General features: G+C 40.1%; 20 protein-coding genes and 1 tRNA gene. 18 read left to right on the forward strand and 3 right to left on the reverse strand.

The window, feature by feature from the left end; translation table 11 throughout:
- Positions 1-2 precede the first annotated feature (2 nt).
- The 18 genes from dprA (at position 3) to JQM81_RS03685 (ending at position 15,854) form a co-directional block, all read left to right on the forward strand.
- Positions 3-1,082, forward strand: coding sequence for a DNA-processing protein DprA (dprA, locus tag JQM81_RS03600; RefSeq protein WP_235232175.1), 1,080 nt, complete (start codon positions 3-5; stop codon positions 1,080-1,082).
- A gap of 40 nt (positions 1,083-1,122) precedes the next feature.
- Positions 1,123-3,204 (forward strand): type I DNA topoisomerase, encoded by a 2,082-nt coding sequence (gene topA / locus JQM81_RS03605; RefSeq protein ID WP_235232176.1) that lies wholly within the window; start codon positions 1,123-1,125, stop codon positions 3,202-3,204.
- 72 nt (positions 3,205-3,276) lie between these two features.
- Entirely contained in the window at positions 3,277-4,059 is a 783-nt protein-coding gene (gene codY, locus JQM81_RS03610; protein WP_235232224.1) for a GTP-sensing pleiotropic transcriptional regulator CodY, read from the forward strand.
- Between the two features lie 92 nt (positions 4,060-4,151).
- Positions 4,152-4,457 carry a hypothetical protein gene (locus JQM81_RS03615; RefSeq protein ID WP_235232177.1) on the forward strand — a complete coding sequence of 102 codons (306 nt, stop codon included), beginning with the start codon at positions 4,152-4,154 and terminating at the stop codon, positions 4,455-4,457.
- A 115-nt stretch (positions 4,458-4,572) separates the two neighbouring features.
- A complete protein-coding gene (locus JQM81_RS03620) occupies positions 4,573-4,857 on the forward strand; it encodes a co-chaperone GroES (RefSeq protein ID WP_235232178.1) in 285 nt (94 codons plus the stop codon).
- Between the two features lie 63 nt (positions 4,858-4,920).
- Positions 4,921-6,546, forward strand: a complete 1,626-nt coding sequence (gene groL, locus JQM81_RS03625; protein WP_235232179.1) for a chaperonin GroEL — start codon at positions 4,921-4,923, stop codon at positions 6,544-6,546.
- Between the two features lie 110 nt (positions 6,547-6,656).
- Positions 6,657-7,148, forward strand: coding sequence for a DUF6106 family protein (locus tag JQM81_RS03630; RefSeq protein ID WP_235232180.1), 492 nt, complete (start codon positions 6,657-6,659; stop codon positions 7,146-7,148).
- A 110-nt stretch (positions 7,149-7,258) separates the two neighbouring features.
- A complete protein-coding gene (gene guaB / locus JQM81_RS03635; protein WP_235232181.1) occupies positions 7,259-8,713 on the forward strand; it encodes an IMP dehydrogenase in 1,455 nt (484 codons plus the stop codon).
- A 210-nt stretch (positions 8,714-8,923) separates the two neighbouring features.
- Entirely contained in the window at positions 8,924-9,952 is a 1,029-nt protein-coding gene (locus JQM81_RS03640; protein WP_331473053.1) for an aldose epimerase family protein, read from the forward strand.
- Positions 9,953-10,043: 91 nt separating this feature from the next.
- A complete protein-coding gene (locus JQM81_RS03645; RefSeq protein WP_235232183.1) occupies positions 10,044-10,736 on the forward strand; it encodes an N-acetylmuramoyl-L-alanine amidase family protein in 693 nt (230 codons plus the stop codon).
- 93 nt (positions 10,737-10,829) lie between these two features.
- A complete protein-coding gene (locus JQM81_RS03650) occupies positions 10,830-11,615 on the forward strand; it encodes a shikimate kinase (protein ID WP_235232184.1) in 786 nt (261 codons plus the stop codon).
- A complete protein-coding gene (locus JQM81_RS03655; RefSeq protein WP_235232185.1) occupies positions 11,615-12,118 on the forward strand; it encodes a YqeG family HAD IIIA-type phosphatase in 504 nt (167 codons plus the stop codon). The genes JQM81_RS03650 and JQM81_RS03655 overlap by 1 nt, the downstream gene beginning before the upstream one ends.
- A 115-nt stretch (positions 12,119-12,233) precedes the next feature.
- The gene (gene efp, locus JQM81_RS03660; RefSeq protein WP_235232186.1) at positions 12,234-12,797 is read left to right on the forward strand and encodes an elongation factor P; all 564 of its coding nucleotides are present in this window, start codon (positions 12,234-12,236) and stop codon (positions 12,795-12,797) included.
- A gap of 145 nt (positions 12,798-12,942) precedes the next feature.
- Positions 12,943-13,818: a DUF5688 family protein gene (locus JQM81_RS03665; RefSeq protein WP_235232187.1), complete on the forward strand. Its 876-nt coding sequence runs from the start codon at positions 12,943-12,945 to the stop codon at positions 13,816-13,818.
- Positions 13,819-13,952: 134 nt separating this feature from the next.
- Positions 13,953-14,024, forward strand: a tRNA-Arg gene (locus tag JQM81_RS03670).
- 31 nt (positions 14,025-14,055) lie between these two features.
- On the forward strand, positions 14,056-14,685 hold the full coding sequence (locus tag JQM81_RS03675; RefSeq protein WP_235232188.1) for a hypothetical protein: 630 nt from the start codon (positions 14,056-14,058) through the stop codon (positions 14,683-14,685).
- A gap of 132 nt (positions 14,686-14,817) precedes the next feature.
- The gene (locus tag JQM81_RS03680; RefSeq protein WP_235232189.1) at positions 14,818-15,525 is read left to right on the forward strand and encodes an AzlC family ABC transporter permease; all 708 of its coding nucleotides are present in this window, start codon (positions 14,818-14,820) and stop codon (positions 15,523-15,525) included.
- Entirely contained in the window at positions 15,516-15,854 is a 339-nt protein-coding gene (locus JQM81_RS03685) for a branched-chain amino acid transporter permease (RefSeq protein ID WP_235232190.1), read from the forward strand. Before JQM81_RS03680 ends, JQM81_RS03685 begins: the two co-directional genes overlap by 10 nt.
- Here the strand turns inward: JQM81_RS03685 and JQM81_RS03690 are convergent.
- The 3 genes from JQM81_RS03690 to JQM81_RS03705 form a co-directional block, all read right to left on the reverse strand.
- Entirely contained in the window at positions 15,851-16,672 is an 822-nt protein-coding gene (locus JQM81_RS03690) for a hypothetical protein (protein ID WP_235232191.1), read from the reverse strand. The two genes, JQM81_RS03685 and JQM81_RS03690, sit on opposite strands and share 4 nt — an antisense overlap.
- 129 nt (positions 16,673-16,801) lie before the next feature.
- Positions 16,802-17,176: a GntR family transcriptional regulator gene (locus tag JQM81_RS03700; RefSeq protein WP_235232192.1), complete on the reverse strand. Its 375-nt coding sequence runs from the start codon at positions 17,174-17,176 to the stop codon at positions 16,802-16,804.
- A 96-nt stretch (positions 17,177-17,272) separates the two neighbouring features.
- Entirely contained in the window at positions 17,273-17,920 is a 648-nt protein-coding gene (locus JQM81_RS03705; protein WP_235232193.1) for a flavin reductase, read from the reverse strand.
- Positions 17,921-17,926 lie beyond the last annotated feature (6 nt).

Genomic DNA, 17,926 nt, shown 5'->3' on the forward strand with positions numbered 1-17,926 from the left:
AAATGATGTATGAATATTGGCTGTCAGCAATTCGCCCGTTATCTGACAAGAAAAAAAGACTGTTGAGAGAAGAATATGGAGATGGAAAAACTATATATAATATAGAAGAAATACATCTGCGATTCCTGAACTTTTTGGAAAGTCGAGATGTGGATACTATTTTAAGATCAAAAAAAGAATGGGAGATAGAGAAGTGTTGGGAGAAACTGCAGGAACAAGGGATACGGATGATTCCGTATTTTTCAGAAGAATATCCCAAGAAGCTTACGAATATTTCGCAGCCACCTTACGCACTCTATGTAAAAGGTAGCCTTCCCAGGGAAAATCAGGTTTCAGTTGCAATTGTAGGTGCAAGAAGATGTACACACTATGGTGAACAGATTGCGTTAGAGTATGGTGAGGCTTTGGCTTCAGAAGGAATACAGATTATCAGCGGAATGGCGAGAGGAATTGACGGGGCGGGGCAAAGAGGAGCGCTGAATGCAGGAGGAGCAACCTATGGAGTGCTGGGATGTGGGGTAGATATCTGTTATCCCAGGGAGAATATTGGATTATATATGGATATTCAACAAAAGGGAGGAATCATATCTGAACAGATTCCCGGACAGCCCCCGTTGCCGGCTTATTTTCCTGAAAGGAACCGAATCATCAGTGGACTGGCGGATGTGGTTCTTGTAATAGAAGCAAAAGAAAAAAGTGGGTCGCTGATCACGGCTGATATGGCACTGGAGCAGGGAAAAGATGTGTATGCTTTGCCGGGACCTGTGACGAGTTCTATGAGTCAGGGATGCCATCGTTTGATTCGTCAGGGTGCAGGAATCCTGATATCCCCGGAAGATTTATTGATTGAGTTAGGTATAAATATTGTGAATCAAGGGCAAATAATTGACAAAAATGAAAAAGTGCTTGAAAGTACAGAAAATATGGTGTATAGTTGTCTCGGTTTATTTCCAAAGGGAATGAGTCAGCTATTAGAGGAGACTGGACTGAATGTACAGGAACTCCTGGAACAGCTGATTACTCTGGAAATGAAAGGATATGTGAAAGAAATATCTAAAAATTATTATGTAAAGCTCCGGTAGATGATACCGGTGGATATATTTTCATGGAGGAAATTATTTTATGGCACGTTATCTTGTAATTGTGGAGTCACCAGCAAAAGTGAAGACCATCAAGAAATTTTTAGGAAGTAATTATGTGGTGACCGCATCAAACGGACATGTAAGAGATCTGCCCAAGAGTCAGCTTGGAGTTGATGTTGAGCATGATTACGAGCCGAAGTATATTACAATCCGGGGAAAAGGAGAGATTCTTGCCAACCTTCGCAAGGAAGTGAAGAAGGCCGATAAAGTGTATCTCGCAACTGACCCGGACCGTGAAGGAGAAGCAATTTCATGGCATCTGAGTCAGGCTTTGAAATTGGAAAATAAAAAGACGTACAGAATCAGTTTTAATGAGATTACAAAAAATGCGGTAAAAGCATCTCTGAAAAATGCGCGAGAAATCGATATGGATCTTGTTGATGCACAGCAGGCACGAAGAATTCTTGATCGAATTGTTGGATATAAGATTAGTCCGCTTTTATGGGCAAAGGTAAAGAGAGGATTAAGTGCCGGACGTGTACAGTCGGTAGCACTTCGAATCATTGCAGACAGAGAAGATGAGATCAATGCTTTTATTCCAGAAGAATATTGGACGTTGGATGCGAATCTGAAGGTAGAGGGAGAGAGAAAGCTTCTGACAGCTAAGTTCTATGGAACAGATAAGAAGATGACGATTCATTCTCAGAAAGAGCTGGATGCAATCATGAAGGATCTGGAGCATGCAGACTATTCAGTGGCAGATGTAAAAAAGGGTGAGAGAACGAAGAAGTCACCAGTACCTTTTACGACAAGTACTTTACAGCAGGAGGCATCTAAAGCGCTCAATTTTGCAACAGCTAAGACAATGAGGATTGCCCAGCAGTTATACGAAGGAATTGATATTAAAGGAAATGGAACGGTAGGTCTGATCACTTATCTTCGTACCGATTCCACCCGTGTCTCTGAAGAGGCAGATGCCAACGTGCGTGAATATATTGCTTCAAGTTATGGACAGGATTATGTGGCTGTAAATGAGGCGAAGTCTGGAGATGGGCATAAGATTATTCAAGATGCCCACGAAGCAATTCGTCCGACGGATGTGACACGCACTCCGGCAGCAATGAAGGATTCCTTAACCAGAGACCAGTTCCGTTTGTATCAGTTGATCTGGAAGCGTTTTGTTGCCAGCAGAATGCAGCCCGCAAGATATGAGACCACATCTGTGAAGATTGCAGCTGGAAAGTATTATTTTACAGTGGCGGCTTCCAAGATTGCATTTGAAGGATTCCGAACGGTATACACAGAAGCAGGAGAAGAAAAAGAAGAAAATAATGTATTGCTGAAAGGATTGGATAAGGATTCCGTTCTTTCTAAGGAAAGTTTTGAGACAAAACAGCATTTTACACAGCCACCGGCACATTATACAGAAGCAACCTTGGTAAAGACATTGGAAGAGTTAGGAATTGGACGTCCGAGTACTTATGCACCGACGATTTCTACCATTATTGCAAGACGTTATGTGGCAAAAGAGAATAAGAATCTGTATCTGACGGAACTTGGAGAGGTTGTGAATAATATTATGAAGCAATCCTTCCCAAGTATTGTGGATGTGAATTTTACAGCCAATATGGAAAGCCTTTTGGACGGTGTGGCAGAAGGTAAAGTGAATTGGAAGACAATTATTGAGAATTTCTATCCTGATCTGGAGGCAGCAGTAGAGATTGCGGAGAAAGAACAGGAACAAGTGAAAATCGAAGATGAAGTGACGGATGTCATCTGTGATCAGTGTGGACGAAATATGGTCATTAAATATGGACCACATGGACGTTTTCTGGCATGCCCGGGATTTCCAGAATGTCGTAACACAAAGCCTTACCTAGAGAAAATAGGTGTTCCTTGTCCGTTGTGTGGTAAAGATGTGGTAATTCGAAAGACGAAAAAAGGAAGAAAATATTACGGATGTGAGAACAATCCAGAATGTGAATTTATGTCATGGCAGAAACCATCTACAAAGAAATGTCCAAGGTGTGGAAAATATATGGTAGAGAAAGGGAATAAGCTTCTCTGCGGTGATGAGCAGTGTGGATATGTAGAAAATAAAGAAAATAACAAAAATAATTAGGAAATTCAGGAAATTAATTGAAACTTCTAGAATTGTATGATAATATATCAATTAAAGGATGGTGGAATGTCAATGAGCGTACAATTGTTAGATAAAACCAGAAAAATCAACAAATTACTGCACAACAACAATTCGAGTAAAGTTGTATTTAATGACATTTGTGAAGTGCTTACGCAGATTTTAGATTCGAATGTATTAGTCGTAAGTAAAAAGGGAAAGGTACTTGGGGGAAGCAAATGTGACAATGTACCTTATATTAAAGAATTGATTGAGCAGGAAATCGGGAAACATATTGATGATATGCTAAATGAGCGACTTTTGAGTATCTTGTCAACCAAAGAGAATGTGAATCTGCAGACCTTAGGTTTTTCTGAAGATGCAGTGAAAAAATATCAGGCAATTATTACGCCGATTGATATCGCAGGAGAGCGCCTGGGTACTTTATTTATCTATAAAAAAGAACAGATGTATGAGATTGATGATATTATCTTGAGTGAGTATGGAGCAACAGTTGTAGGATTGGAGATGCTTCGTTCGGTGAATGAAGAAAGTGCCGAAGAGACCAGAAAAGAACATATTGTACAGTCGGCAATCAGTACATTATCTTATTCAGAGTTAGAAGCTATCATTCATATTTTTGATGAACTTGACGGAACCGAGGGAATTCTGGTTGCAAGCAAGATTGCGGATCGTGTTGGAATTACGAGATCTGTAATTGTAAATGCACTCCGTAAGTTCGAGAGTGCCGGCGTAATTGAATCACGTTCTTCCGGTATGAAAGGAACCTACATTAAAGTTGTTAATGATTATGTATTTACAGAATTGGAACATATCAAAGCAGAACGTATGAAATAGTCAGAGTAGAAAGGGTATCGGGCAACTGATACCCTTATTTGAGTTTAGCTGTAATATCTCGGCGGGGTATCAATAGGAAAGGAGAAATATATATGTACGAAAAGTGTCCGGCAGAGCTTCGAATGTCGAGAATGGTACTTAAAGACGGATATTTTGATGAAACTTCTCATCGCTGTAAAATCATTACGTATAATCCAGACGAAGAATGCATATATTTTCTATCAGAGGAGACAGAACTTCCGATATTTTCACTGGATGGAATCTATGAATGCCATATTGAGACGTCAAACGGAAATATTGGGTGCAATGGATTCATCAAAGAACGTTATTGGAATAAATCGGGGAAGATATTGAAGTTTCAGATTCGAAATGGATTTTATAAAAAACTTGTAAACTAAATAGAAAGTGTGTTGACAAAGTAGAAAGAGAGTGCTATTTTATATCTAGAGTCTTTTAGCACTCTCTTTTTGTGAGTGCTGACAAATCTTTGGATATAATTAAGGAGGAATAAATATGAAATTAGTACCATTAGGAGACAGAGTTGTATTAAAGCAGTTGGTTGCAGAAGAGACTACAAAGTCAGGAATAGTCATTCCTGGACAGTCAAAAGAAAAACCACAGCAGGCAGAAGTAATTGCTGTTGGACCAGGTGGAACAGTTGATGGAAAAGAAGTGACAATGAATGTTGCAGTTGGACAGAAGGTTATTTATTCTAAATATTCAGGAACAACTGTAGAGATTGAAGACGAAGAATATATTATTGTAAAACAGGATGACATTCTTGCCATCTGTGAATAAAGAACAGTCAATAATAATGAATATAGAAAAGATTTTTAATAGAGTATAGGAGGCAGATTTATCATGGCAAAAGAAATTAAATATGGCGCAGAAGCAAGAAGCGCATTGGAAGCAGGAGTTAACCAGTTGGCAGACACAGTGAGAGTAACACTTGGACCAAAAGGACGTAATGTTGTTCTTGACAAATCATTCGGTGCACCACTGATTACAAATGATGGTGTTACAATTGCAAAAGAGATCGAATTGGAAGATGCTTTTGAGAATATGGGAGCACAGTTAATCAAGGAAGTTGCATCTAAGACAAATGATGTTGCCGGAGATGGTACTACAACAGCAACTGTATTAGCACAGTCTATGGTACATGAAGGAATGAAGAACCTGGCAGCAGGTGCTAATCCGATTATTCTCCGTAAAGGTATGAAGAAAGCAACAGATGCAGCGGTTGAAGCAATTGCTAAGATGTCCAGTAAAGTAAGAGATAAAGATCAGATCGCAAAAGTTGCAGCAATCTCAGCAGGCGATGTAGAAGTTGGAGAGATGGTTGCAGATGCAATGGAAAAGGTATCTAACGATGGAGTTATCACAATCGAAGAGTCCAAGACAATGAAGACAGAACTTGATCTGGTAGAAGGTATGCAGTTTGATCGTGGATATGTATCTGCATATATGGCAACGGATATGGATAAGATGGAAGCTGTTCTGGATGATCCATATATCTTGATCACAGATAAGAAGATTTCTAATATTCAGGAGATTCTTCCATTGTTAGAGCAGATTGTACAGTCTGGTGCAAGATTATTGATCATTGCAGAGGACGTAGAAGGAGAGGCACTTACTACGTTAATCGTGAACAAACTGCGTGGAACATTCAATGTAGCTGCTGTAAAAGCTCCTGGCTATGGTGACAGAAGAAAAGAAATGCTTAAAGATATTGCTATTCTGACAGGCGGACAGGTCATCTCTGATGAACTGGGAATGGATCTGAAAGAGACTACTCTGGATCAACTTGGACGTGCAAAATCTGTAAAAGTACAGAAAGAGAACACAGTTATCGTTGATGGTATGGGCGATAAGAAAGCAATCGCTGACCGTGTAGCTCAGATTAAGATGCAGATTGAAGAGACAACATCTGATTTCGACAGAGAGAAACTTCAGGAAAGACTTGCAAAACTTGCAGGTGGTGTAGCTGTAATCCGTGTTGGTGCAGCAACAGAGACAGAGATGAAAGAAGCAAAACTTCGTATGGAAGATGCACTTGCAGCAACAAGAGCAGCTGTTGAAGAAGGTATTATTGCAGGAGGTGGTTCTGCATATATCCACGCTACAAAAGAGGTTGCAGCTCTTGCAGATACTCTGGAAGGTGATGAGAAGACAGGTGCGAATGTAATCCTGAAAGCTCTGGAAGCTCCATTGTACCACATTGCAGCAAATGCCGGATTGGAAGGTTCTGTGATCATCAATAAAGTAAAAGAATCAGAGCCAGGTATTGGTTTCGATGCATTGACAGAGAACTATGTAGATATGGTAGAGAGTGGTATTCTTGATCCGGCTAAGGTAACAAGAAGTGCGCTTCAGAATGCAACAAGTGTTGCATCTACACTTCTGACAACGGAGTCTGTTGTTGCCAATATCAAAGAAGAGACCCCGGCAATGCCAGCTGGTGCAGGCGGCGGAATGGGCATGATGTAAACAGATACACATAAAGTGTGAAAATTTTGAAAACTCCTCTTGTGAGGAGTTTTCTTTTTGTCCTAAAATGTGCTACAATATCTTTAATTAAAATTTTGGAGGAAGAAAAAATGAGCGACTATTATACTGAACAATTGGTGAAGAAAAAACCAGATATGAAAGATATGATGACGAAAGCGATACTGATTGCGGTGACAATTGTATCTATTCTGGCAGTGCTTTATTATCCGATTATTATTCTGGTACCAGTTCTGTTAATCGGGCTTGATATATTCATGTTCCATCGGCTGAAAGTTGAGTATGAATACTTATATGTGAATGGCGATCTGGATATTGACAAGATTATGAATAAGTCAAAAAGAAAAAGAGTATTTTCGATGAATGTATCTGATCTGGAGATGCTGGCGCCGGCAGATGCAGTGGAGTTGCGTCAGTATCAGAATGCAAAGGTCTATGATTATAGTTCGGGAACTGGACAGGCAAGAGTGTATGCTCTGATAACAGCGAATCAGGGTGAGGTAAAGAAGATTCTGTTTGAGCCAAATGAGACGATTGTGGAAGGATTCTTCCTGATGGCGCCACGTAAAGTTATTCGCAAATAAATTGTCTGAAAAGAAAAAAGCGGACGAAATATGTTGACAAGTGATATACAAATTAGTTATTATAGCAGATAATCATAAAATTGAAGAGAGAGAAAGAGAGGATGACAATCATGGGAAAGATAATCGGAGAAGGCATTACGTTTGATGATGTACTTTTAGTTCCGTCTTATTCAGAAGTAATTCCAAATCAGGTGGATTTATCAACTTATTTAACAAAAAAAATCAAGTTAAATATACCAATGATGAGTGCAGGTATGGATACGGTAACAGAACATCGTATGGCCATTGCAATGGCTCGTCAGGGAGGAATTGGTATTATTCATAAAAACATGTCAATCGAACAGCAGGCAGAAGAGGTTGATAAGGTAAAGCGTTCCGAAAATGGGGTTATCACAGATCCATTTTATCTGTCACCGGAGAATACTCTGGAAGATGCCAACAATCTGATGGCTAAGTTCAGAATTTCAGGTGTGCCAATTACTGAAAATGGAAAACTGGTAGGTATTATTACAAACCGTGATTTAAAATTCGAAGAAGATTTCTCTAAAAAGATTAAAGAATCTATGACTTCCGAGGGATTGATTACAGCACCGGAAGGAATCACTCTGGAAGAGGCAAAGAAGATTCTTGCAAAAGCAAGAAAAGAAAAACTTCCGATTGTAGATGAGGATTTCAATTTGAAAGGTCTTATCACAATTAAAGATATTGAAAAACAGATCAAATATCCATTATCCGCAAAGGATTCCCAGGGACGTCTGCTCTGTGGTGCAGCGATCGGAATTACAGCAAACTGTCTGGAGAGAGCACAGGAACTTGTGAACGCAAAGGTTGATGTTGTTGTTATGGATTCTGCTCATGGGCATTCTGCCAATGTCATCCGAACTGTAGATATGGTAAAATCAAAATTCCCAGATCTTCAGGTGATTGCGGGTAATGTAGCGACAGGTGAGGCAACAGAGGCTTTGATCAAAGCTGGTGTAGATGCTGTGAAAGTTGGTATTGGTCCAGGATCCATCTGTACGACACGTATTGTGGCAGGTATTGGTGTTCCGCAGATTTCTGCAGTTATGGATTGCTATGAGGCAGCAGACAAGTATGGAATTCCGATTATTGCCGATGGTGGTATTAAGTATTCCGGCGATATGACAAAGGCTATCGCAGCCGGAGCCAATGTCTGCATGATGGGAAGCATTTTTGCCGGATGTGACGAGAGCCCGGGAACATTTGAACTGTATCAGGGAAGAAAGTATAAAGTATATCGTGGAATGGGATCTATCGCAGCGATGGAGAACGGAAGCAAAGACCGTTACTTCCAGTCCGATGCGAAGAAACTGGTACCGGAAGGTGTAGAAGGACGTGTCGCATATAAGGGCTCTGTAGAAGATACGGTATTCCAGTTAATGGGTGGACTTCGTTCCGGTATGGGCTATTGTGGAACTCCGACAATCGAAGATTTGAAGAGAAATGGCAAGTTTGTTAAGATTTCTGCTGCTTCTCTGAAAGAGAGTCATCCGCATGATATTCATATTACAAAAGAGGCACCAAACTATAGCACAGATGAATAAAATATAATAATTTTTATAAAAGGCTATCCGCTTTACAGATATTGTAGAAGTGGATGGCTTTTTTAGTAGAATCGGTATAAATAATGTTGACGATAGAATCAAAATGATATATGGTTTAGATTATGGAATAAATATTTCAGTAAGGAAGAGAAAGGTACAACGGTTGTGGTCCGCCTGTCTCTTCACGATTAAGAAAAAGAGGGTATGAGAATGAAAAGTGATTTTGGGACAACAGCAAAAGGAGAGAATGTGGTAAAATATTCTTTGAAAAATCAGAATGGAATGGAAGTTGTTGTGTCTGATTATGGTGCAACTTTGGTACAAGTTTTAGTTCCGGACAAGAATGGTTGTCTTCTGGATGTAGTGTTGGGATATGATACGGTAGAAGGCTATGAAAATGGTACGGTCCATCTGGGAGCAACGGTCGGCAGAGTTGCGAATCGGATTGGAAAGGCAGAGTTTAAGTTGAATGGAACGACTTATCATCTGACGCAGAATGATAATCAGAATTCTCTTCATGGCGGAAGGGATTACTATAATAAGAGAATGTGGCAAGTGGAAGAAGCAGATGACAGTCATGTAAGATTCTATCTTTACAGTCCGGATGGTGATCAGGGATATCCAGGAAATGCCAGGATTTATGTGACCTATACTTTGACAGAAGAAAATGAAGTAAAGATTCATTATCAGGCAGTTTCGGATGCAGATACATTAATGAATCTTACGAATCACAGCTATTTTAATCTGGCAGGACATGCGTCCGGAACGATACTTGATCAGGAAGTTATGATCTGTGCAGATGCGTTTACCAGAGCGGATGCAGAGTCTATTCCCACGGGAGAGATCGTTCCGGTAGAGGGAACACCTATGGATTTCCGACAGATGAAGGCAATCGGCAAGGAGATCGATATGGATTATGAAGCTCTGAAATTCGGCCTGGGATATGATCACAACTGGGTATTGAATGGTACGGGCGAGCGTAAGATCGCACAGATGTATTGTGAACAGACTGGAATTACCATGGAAGTATCTACAGATCTTCCGGGAGTGCAGTTTTATACAGGCAATTTCCTTGAGCATGAACAAGGTAAGGAAGGTACAGTATATGAGAAGCGTCAGGCCGCTTGTCTGGAGACCCAGTATTTCCCGGATGCTATCCATAAAGAGCATTTTGAAGGACCGGTTTTGAAAGCAGGAGAGAAATACGATACAACAACGACTTACAAATTCATAGTTTAAGAGGATTTTATCGGTTTTTAAGAAAGTCTTCATGAATACATAAAAAAGTTATGGTATACTCAGATGCAAGAACGTTAAACGGAGAAGACTCATGAAGAAGCGAAAAAGAAGATACCATAGAAAACTGACTGAAGCACAGCAAAAAAGAAGGGTCCAGCGTAATATACGTCTGGGCCTGCTCTTATTAGTCGTGCTATTCGTTCTTTTCATTATATTAAGAATTGCAAAGCCTTCCTGGTTTACAGACCAGTATATGGAATTGGATAATGACAGAATAGAGGCTCTGAAGCCGGATATTGATGTGGCACTGCTGACGGTGAATCCTTATTCCAGACCGGGAATAGAGACGAATAAAATTACAGGAATCGTTGTTCATTATACGGCCAATCCAGGGGCAACTGCCATGGAAAACCGAGATTATTTTGAGAGCCTGAAGGACGGACATGATACCAAAGTCAGCAGTAATTTTGTGATAGGTCTGGAAGGTGAGATTGTACAATGTGTGCCGACCTGGGAAGTAGCTTATGCCTCCAATGACCGGAATATTGATACTGTTTCCATCGAATGCTGTCACCCGGATGATACGGGAGAGTTCAACGATGCTACTTATCAGTCTATGGTACAGCTTTGTGCCTGGTTATGTCTAAAATTTGATCTGAACGAGGAGGATGTTATTCGGCATTATGATGTGACCGGGAAGAACTGTCCTAAATATTTTGTAGAAAATGAGGCAGCCTGGCAGGCATTCAGACAGGATGTTAAGAAAACATTGGAAAGTTATTAATGGAGTTGTCAAAGGAAAATCTTGCGCAACCTGTGGATTGTTGCTATAATACACACGTGCGTATGGTTAGTTAGAAAGTAGGAGAAGAGAAGGATGAACGACTTAGAGATGTACAGAGAACAACTCGGGCTGTGCGATGACAAGATTATTGATGCCTTAGTTGAGAGAAACTCCATTGTAGAAAAGATTATGGCGTATAAAGAAGAATATGGAATGCCAATTCTTCAGCCACAGCAGGAAGAGAAGCAAAAGAGACGGTTGGAAGCAAAGCTTGTTGATAACAAATACAGGGATGAGATATTTGATGTATTCCACTGTATTTTAAGAAATAGTAAGAGAATCCAGGCAAGAAAACTATTTGATTATAATATTGTGTTGATTGGGTTCATGGGTGCAGGAAAGTCTACGATTTCAGATTATCTGAGTATCATGTTTGATATGGATATCGTAGAGATGGACAGGGTGATTGCAGAACGTGAAGAAATGAGTATCCCGGATATTTTCTCTACCTATGGAGAAGAATATTTCCGAGATCTGGAGACGAATCTTCTGATCGAGATGCAGGCTCATAAAAATACGGTTATCTCCTGTGGAGGAGGAGCGGCACTTCGGGAACGTAATGTGGAAGAGATGAAGAAAAATGGAAGAGTGGTGCTCTTAACGGCAAGTCCTGAAATTATCTATGAGCGTGTCAAGGACAGTGATGATCGTCCGGTATTGCGCGGAAGAAAGAATGTAGAAGGTATCTCAGAGTTGATGGAGCAGCGCCGAGGAAAATATGAAGCAGCAGCAGATATTGTGATTAATACTGATAATAAGACGGTTCTTCAGATCTGTGAAGAACTGGTTCAGCGTCTGACAGAAATGGATGAAAAATAATGTTTGATATGTTTTTTCCAGATGCTTATGTAGCGTCTACGTATGTGATTGATTTTGAAAAATTATATGAGGAAGGTTACCGGGGCCTGATTTTTGATATTGATAATACATTGGTTCCTCACGGGGCGCCGGCTGACCACAGGGCAGTGGCACTGTTTGAGCGGCTGAAGAAGATAGGATTTTGCTGTTGTCTGATCTCTAATAATCAGGAACCGAGAGTCCAGATGTTTAATAAAGATATTCAGGTAGATTATGTCTATGACGCCCATAAGCCATCTACAAAAAATTACAAAAAGGCGATGGAGATCATGGGCACAGATCAAAGTAATTCATTGTTCATCGGAGATCAGCTTTTTACCGATGTGTGGGGAGCGAAACGTGCTGGAATCCGTAATATTCTGGTTAAACCGATTCATCCGAAAGAAGAGATTCAGATTGTATTAAAGAGATATTTGGAGAAGATTGTGCTGTATTTCTACAAAAAGAGCCTGAAACAGCGGTAGAATCCACTTTTAGCGGGTAAAAAAAGGTTGAAAAAAGGCATAATCTATTATAGAATGAATAGAGTGAAAAGAACGTAAAGTGCCATATGGGGCACAATTTAAGGAGGATTATATAATGGCTAAAAAAAGCGCAGGCGAATTTAGAAATGGTATGACATTAGAGATTGAGGGAAATGTATATCAGGTATTAGAGTTCCTTCATGTAAAACCAGGAAAGGGTGCAGCATTCGTTCGTACCAAGCTGAAAAATGTCATTGATGGAGGTGTTGTAGAAAGAACATTCCGTCCTACAGAGACATATGACGAGGCCTATATCGAGAGAAAGAAAATGCAGTATCTGTATAATGATGGAGATCTGTATTATTTCATGGATCAGGAAACTTATGATCAGATTCCGGTCAGCAAAGATACTGTTGGTGATTCTCTGAAGTTTGTCAAAGAGAATGAAGAAGTAACGATCGTTTCTTATCAGGGTAATCCATTTTCAATTGAGCCACCTCTTACTGTAGAGCTTCTGATCACAGAATCAGAGCCAGGTGTAAAAGGTAATACAGCAACAGGTGCTACAAAACCAGCTATCGTTGAGACCGGCGCTCAGGTAATGGTACCATTGTTCGTAGATCAGGGAGAGACGATTAAGATTGATACACGTACTGGAGAATATCTGTCCAGAGCATAATGATGAGATTTGTCGAACGAAAAGCCTTGCAATTGATGCAAGGCTTTTTTATAATTGTATTACCATAATATTTTATCTTTTTTCAGAGGCAGATTTCCTGCCATTTTCCATACTTAATTTATTGCTGCATAAGGAAAGGAGAAGAATGACATATTATCAATTTATCCGTGCAGTAGAAGGAAAAGTAAAGGAGGGAGTAAAGGACAACGTATCTGTATATATTCACACAACAGTAAAAAATAATGGTACGAAGAGAGAAGGACTGACGATTGCAGAAAGAGGAATCAATATTTCTCCGACTATCTATTTGGAAGAATATTACCAGCAATTTCAGCAAGGGGATTCGGTAGATGCGATTGCAGGTGATATATTAAAACTATATAGTGAGGTTAGGTTTCAGCGTTCCTGGGAAGGTGAATTTATTAAGGATTATAATAAAGTAAAGGGAAAGATTATCTATCACTTGATTAACCGGGAAGCAAATGAAGAATTATTAGAAAATGTACCTTATGAAGATTATCTGGATCTTGCGATTGTATTCTATGTGTTGCTGGAAATAAATACCTATGGCATGGCATCTATGATGATTCGCAATGAACATCTTGAAATGTGGGATGTTACGTCGTCTGAGATTTATCACCGCGCCTGTCAGAATACCTGGAGACTTCTTCCGAGTGAATTACAGACAATGCAATCGGTTATTGAACATCTTACTGGGAATCTAGATGAAGAAGTAAAGGATTTTATGTTTGTTTTGAGTAACCAGGCCCATAATTATGGTGCAACGGTAATTCTGTATGATAATTGTCTTCAGATGATAGGTAACTATCTGAAGGAGAACTACTATGTGCTTCCAAGCAGTGTTCATGAGGTCATAATTATCCCGGAAAGCGAATCAATCTCACAGGGGGAATTAAGCCGCCTTGTGAAGGAGATAAATGAGACACAGGTGGCGGAAGATGAGATTCTCTCTAATCAGGCATATTATTTCGATCGGAAAAAGAAAAAACTAATATTGTAACAAGAAAAGTAAAGGAAATGTGAGATTTGTCGAGATCATTTCCTTTACTTTATGGAATAAATATGTTAATATAACAGTTGCAATTTCATATAAGTTGTCTTATGGACTATATTGATTCCATAAGTAGAGTTTATGCACCCGTAGCTCAGGGGATAGAGCACCGCCCTCCGGAGGCGGGAGCGGCGGTTCGAATCCGCCCGGGTGTGTATTTTTTAAGTGCATATGGAGGTAGTCTTTATGGAGGGAAAGAAAAAAGGCTATTCTGCAAGGTACAAGAGGCATGTGCGGGGAACGATTTTGTTTGTCCTCTTATTGTTGGTACTCATTAGCGGACTGGTCAAAGCAAACCTCACAGAAGCAAAAGTCCAAAAAGCACAGAAGATAAATTCCAGAGATGTGAAAGTGGAGAATGCGGGATGCGAAAGCATGGAATTGAATCCACTTCAACAGGAGAAATATCCGGAAGTGACCGAAGTGGTACAGAGGTATTACCGGTCGTTGGGTGAAAAATCTAGCTTTGCCGATTCTTATGATGATATTATCGTATATACAAAGCTGGGGGAATACAAAGATACCTATGTGGCATTTGTCAGGTATGATATGAAAATAAAGGATATATATACGAAAGTTCCGGGGCTTGGTACCGTATATGTTGCGAAGGATGCGGAAGGTGAGTATCAGGTCAGTGCATCGCCAGAGGATGAAGAAATCAATGCATTTATTCAGGAGATTGCACAGCATGAAGATGTACAGGCACTTTTAGAGGAGACACAGACTGCGTATCATGAGGCAGTTCAGTCAGATGCTTTATTACAGGAAGCGCTGACAGATTTGAAAAATGCTTATGAAGACTCTACTGGAAGCTGAGAGAAGTTTGAATGAGGGTCAGATCCCTGTGATTGTGCAGTGGTCTGGCTCTTTTTTTGTTATTTCGTCTCTGATGCGATGCATCCGGGATAGATACGGTGACGGGCGTGGGAACGAAAGAAAGGAAAAGATATGTCTGGCTATAAAGAGGCGTTTAAAAAAGCATTTCCATATACGATTCCAGTATTGACTGGTTATCTGTTTATCGGAATTGCATTTGGGGTAATGTATGCTGAGAAAGGATATTCTTTCTTATGGGCAGTATTAATGAGTTTGTTGGTATATGCGGGGTCGGGGCAGTATCTTGCGGTTAATTTTTTTGTGCCGGGAGTATCGTTTTTGCAAGTGATATTTATGACGCTGATGGTGAACATACGGCACATTTTTTATGGAATATCATTGTTGGAAAAGTTTAATAAAATGGGAAAAAAGCGATGGTATATGATATTCGGACTGACGGATGAGACTTATTCTCTGCTCTGTACCACAAGAATACCGGAAGGGGTAGAAGAAGATAAGTTTTTATTTGCTATTTCTATTATGGATCAGTCTTATTGGGTCATTGGTTCGGCAATCGGCGGACTTGCCGGAACTTTGATTCCATTTAATTCAGAAGGTATTGATTTTGCCATGACTGCTCTGTTTGTGGTGATTTTTGTGGAGCAATGGATGGACAAGAAGAACCGGATTCCAGAAGTGATTGGAATTGCAGCAGCAGTTATCTGTCTGCAGGTTTTTGGAGCAGACAGCTTTGTACTTCCGTCTATGATTTTGATTATTTTGGTTCTCTTTATGATAAAACCGCGTTTAGAAGGGAAGGAGGATGACATATGCCAATAAGTGCTGCAAAATCATTTCTTATTATATTAGTTGTGGCAGCGGCTACTTTTTCAACACGTCTTGTGCCATTCCTGCTCTTCCCAAAAGGAAAAGAAATACCGCCGGTTATTCAATATCTTGGAAGGGTATTGACACCGGCGGTGATAGGAATGCTAGTTGTATATTGTCTGAAAACGACTCCAGTACTAACAGCTCCGCATGGAGTCCCGGAAGCCATTGCAGTAGCAGTCACGGCCGGTCTCCATGTATGGAAGCGGAATAACTTGTTGAGTATTGGAGTTGGAACCATCTTATATATGGTTCTAATCCAAGTGGTTTTTGTCTGTTAGGCCAGATTGATCTTTCGTTTCATTAAAAAGTACGTTACGATATATAAGGCTACCGTAAGTATGAAAGACAGTACAGTTCCGAATGCCAGGCTGTGAGAAAGAAAGTCCAGAGGATTCGGAGACACATCGTTGATCAATGATGATGCAAAGGCATCATTAAAGATTCCAAAGATCAGCATAACGGCGAAAGCAAAAAGCGAAAGCAAAGTGGTCAATACGAAGTACATTACTACAGCACCAAGAATTCTGTGCCCGGAAAAAAGCTGTCCAAGTGCGATGGAGGCATACAGCATCAGGATGTTCGATAAAACATCAATAATCAGGCTTAGTACAAAGAACAGGATCAGGATGGAAAAGCTGCCGGAATATTCGTTCAACCCCAAAATGTCCAGAAATTCTGCCCGGTTTTCTTGATAAAAGTTTACGACAGCAGGAGTAGCTATGGTGATGTACATTGCAGCCATTACCAAGGCAGTGTCTATAAATCCCCAGACACTTCCAGTAATCGTCTTGGACAAAAGATGCTGTCCACAGGTAACAGGAAGGGTACGGGACAGATATCCCTCATTGGAGAATAGATTCTGATAAAAATGAATTCCGATGACGATATAAGTTCCAAAGGTCACGCCTATAATCAGAATGACATAGAGGATTATGGTTAACGCAAGCAAGATACCATTGGTCTTGCCTTCCAGATCAGTAATCCGTCCTGTAAGGAAGAAGCGGGTTAAAACTGCGAAGATCATTAAAAAGCAATGAATGATTATCAGAAAGCGGTTCAGGGCTTTCAGGTCGTATTTGATTAATTTCCTTAACATCTGAATACCTCCCGAAATAAAGCGTTTACGATCTGCCCTTTCTCTAAAGATAAATTTAGATTATTCAATGCATAAAAGTTCTTATATTGTTTTGAAAGTCCCTGACATTCTAAAATAGGATTCATATCATTATTCCCCCTTTGTATTAGATATTACTTCTTGGAGAAGCTGGAAAATCTCCGCCTCTGCAAAGCCTAATTGCTTCATTTTCTCCATAAATTCCTGAATATGCTGGAAAGCAAGGTCGTGTTTTAGCTGCTTCAGCATCTGTTCATCTCTGGTAATATAACGTCCGCTTGTTCTTTGAGAATGGACAAGGCCACTGCGTTCCAGCTCGGATAGGGCTTTCTGCATGGTGTTTGGATTCACTGAGGCTTCCAGGGCAAGTTCTCTGACTGAAGGAAGTTTATCTCCGGGGCCATAGACTCCAGATATAATATCTTGTTGGATACGCTCCATCAATTGAAGATAGATGGGACGGTTGTCATCCAAGTTCCAAGGCATTGTATTCACTCCTTTTCAATAAAAAAGTTCGCATTATTGTACTATTTATATAATACAATAATACGAACTGTTTAGAATGTCAAGATAAAAGACATTTTATTTTTTGGTAAACTTTTCTTTTCCCTGTTTGCAGATTGGACAAGTATAAGTATCTGGTAATTCTTCAAAAGGAATCTCGCCATCATATACATATCCACAAATACTGCATACCCATTGTGTGGCAGCCGCTTCTGGCTTGCTGTCTTCTTCCGGCAGATAGGTAGGTGCATTCTTTGGACTCTTACCTTTGACTACATTATGGTAATAAGCATAAGTCATGGCAGGAGAAGAACCAATGGTGTCACAGTCAATCACTTCACCAAGAAAAACGGTGTGGGTAGAAGTTTCCATTTTATCAATGACTTTACAGACGATATAGCCACAGGAATCATTGATAACAGGTAGTCCTTCCTTGATGGAAAAATCTATACCGTCAAATTTGTTGACATCTTTTCCGGATTGGAATCCAAATCGTCCGATTAAAGCGGCATCGGATTCTTCTGAGAGAATAGAGACTGCGAATTTTCCGGTCTTGGCAATACAAGAATTGGTATAGTTGTCATGATTCATGCTGACTGCAATGGTTGCAGGAGATGAAGTGATCTGCATGATACTATTAGCAATGCATCCAGTATTGCGTTCGCCATCCAGTGTGGAAACGGCATAAACGCCGTATGATAAATTGCGGAATACGCGTGTATTCATATAAAA

The organism is Faecalicatena contorta, from assembly GCF_021531895.1.
In the GTDB taxonomy this organism is placed as follows: Bacteria; Bacillota; Clostridia; order Lachnospirales; family Lachnospiraceae; genus JAFBIX01.

Coding starts and splice junctions, on each gene's coding strand:
- JQM81_RS03615 (WP_235232177.1), top strand. CDS start 4,152: ATGTACGAAAAGTGTCCGGCAGAGCTTCGAATGTCGAGAATGGTACTT.
- JQM81_RS03650 (WP_235232184.1), top strand. CDS start 10,830: ATGAACGACTTAGAGATGTACAGAGAACAACTCGGGCTGTGCGATGAC.
- guaB (WP_235232181.1), top strand. CDS start 7,259: ATGGGAAAGATAATCGGAGAAGGCATTACGTTTGATGATGTACTTTTA.
- JQM81_RS03675 (WP_235232188.1), top strand. CDS start 14,056: ATGGAGGGAAAGAAAAAAGGCTATTCTGCAAGGTACAAGAGGCATGTG.
- JQM81_RS03665 (WP_235232187.1), top strand. CDS start 12,943: ATGACATATTATCAATTTATCCGTGCAGTAGAAGGAAAAGTAAAGGAG.
- JQM81_RS03680 (WP_235232189.1), top strand. CDS start 14,818: ATGTCTGGCTATAAAGAGGCGTTTAAAAAAGCATTTCCATATACGATT.
- dprA (WP_235232175.1), top strand. CDS start 3: ATGATGTATGAATATTGGCTGTCAGCAATTCGCCCGTTATCTGACAAG.
- groL (WP_235232179.1), top strand. CDS start 4,921: ATGGCAAAAGAAATTAAATATGGCGCAGAAGCAAGAAGCGCATTGGAA.
- codY (WP_235232224.1), top strand. CDS start 3,277: ATGAGCGTACAATTGTTAGATAAAACCAGAAAAATCAACAAATTACTG.
- JQM81_RS03700 (WP_235232192.1), bottom strand. CDS start 17,176: ATGCCTTGGAACTTGGATGACAACCGTCCCATCTATCTTCAATTGATG.
- JQM81_RS03705 (WP_235232193.1), bottom strand. CDS start 17,920: ATGAATACACGCGTATTCCGCAATTTATCATACGGCGTTTATGCCGTT.
- efp (WP_235232186.1), top strand. CDS start 12,234: ATGGCTAAAAAAAGCGCAGGCGAATTTAGAAATGGTATGACATTAGAG.
- JQM81_RS03690 (WP_235232191.1), bottom strand. CDS start 16,672: ATGTTAAGGAAATTAATCAAATACGACCTGAAAGCCCTGAACCGCTTT.
- JQM81_RS03685 (WP_235232190.1), top strand. CDS start 15,516: ATGCCAATAAGTGCTGCAAAATCATTTCTTATTATATTAGTTGTGGCA.
- JQM81_RS03645 (WP_235232183.1), top strand. CDS start 10,044: ATGAAGAAGCGAAAAAGAAGATACCATAGAAAACTGACTGAAGCACAG.
- JQM81_RS03630 (WP_235232180.1), top strand. CDS start 6,657: ATGAGCGACTATTATACTGAACAATTGGTGAAGAAAAAACCAGATATG.
- JQM81_RS03655 (WP_235232185.1), top strand. CDS start 11,615: ATGTTTGATATGTTTTTTCCAGATGCTTATGTAGCGTCTACGTATGTG.
- JQM81_RS03620 (WP_235232178.1), top strand. CDS start 4,573: ATGAAATTAGTACCATTAGGAGACAGAGTTGTATTAAAGCAGTTGGTT.
- topA (WP_235232176.1), top strand. CDS start 1,123: ATGGCACGTTATCTTGTAATTGTGGAGTCACCAGCAAAAGTGAAGACC.
- JQM81_RS03640 (WP_331473053.1), top strand. CDS start 8,924: ATGAAAAGTGATTTTGGGACAACAGCAAAAGGAGAGAATGTGGTAAAA.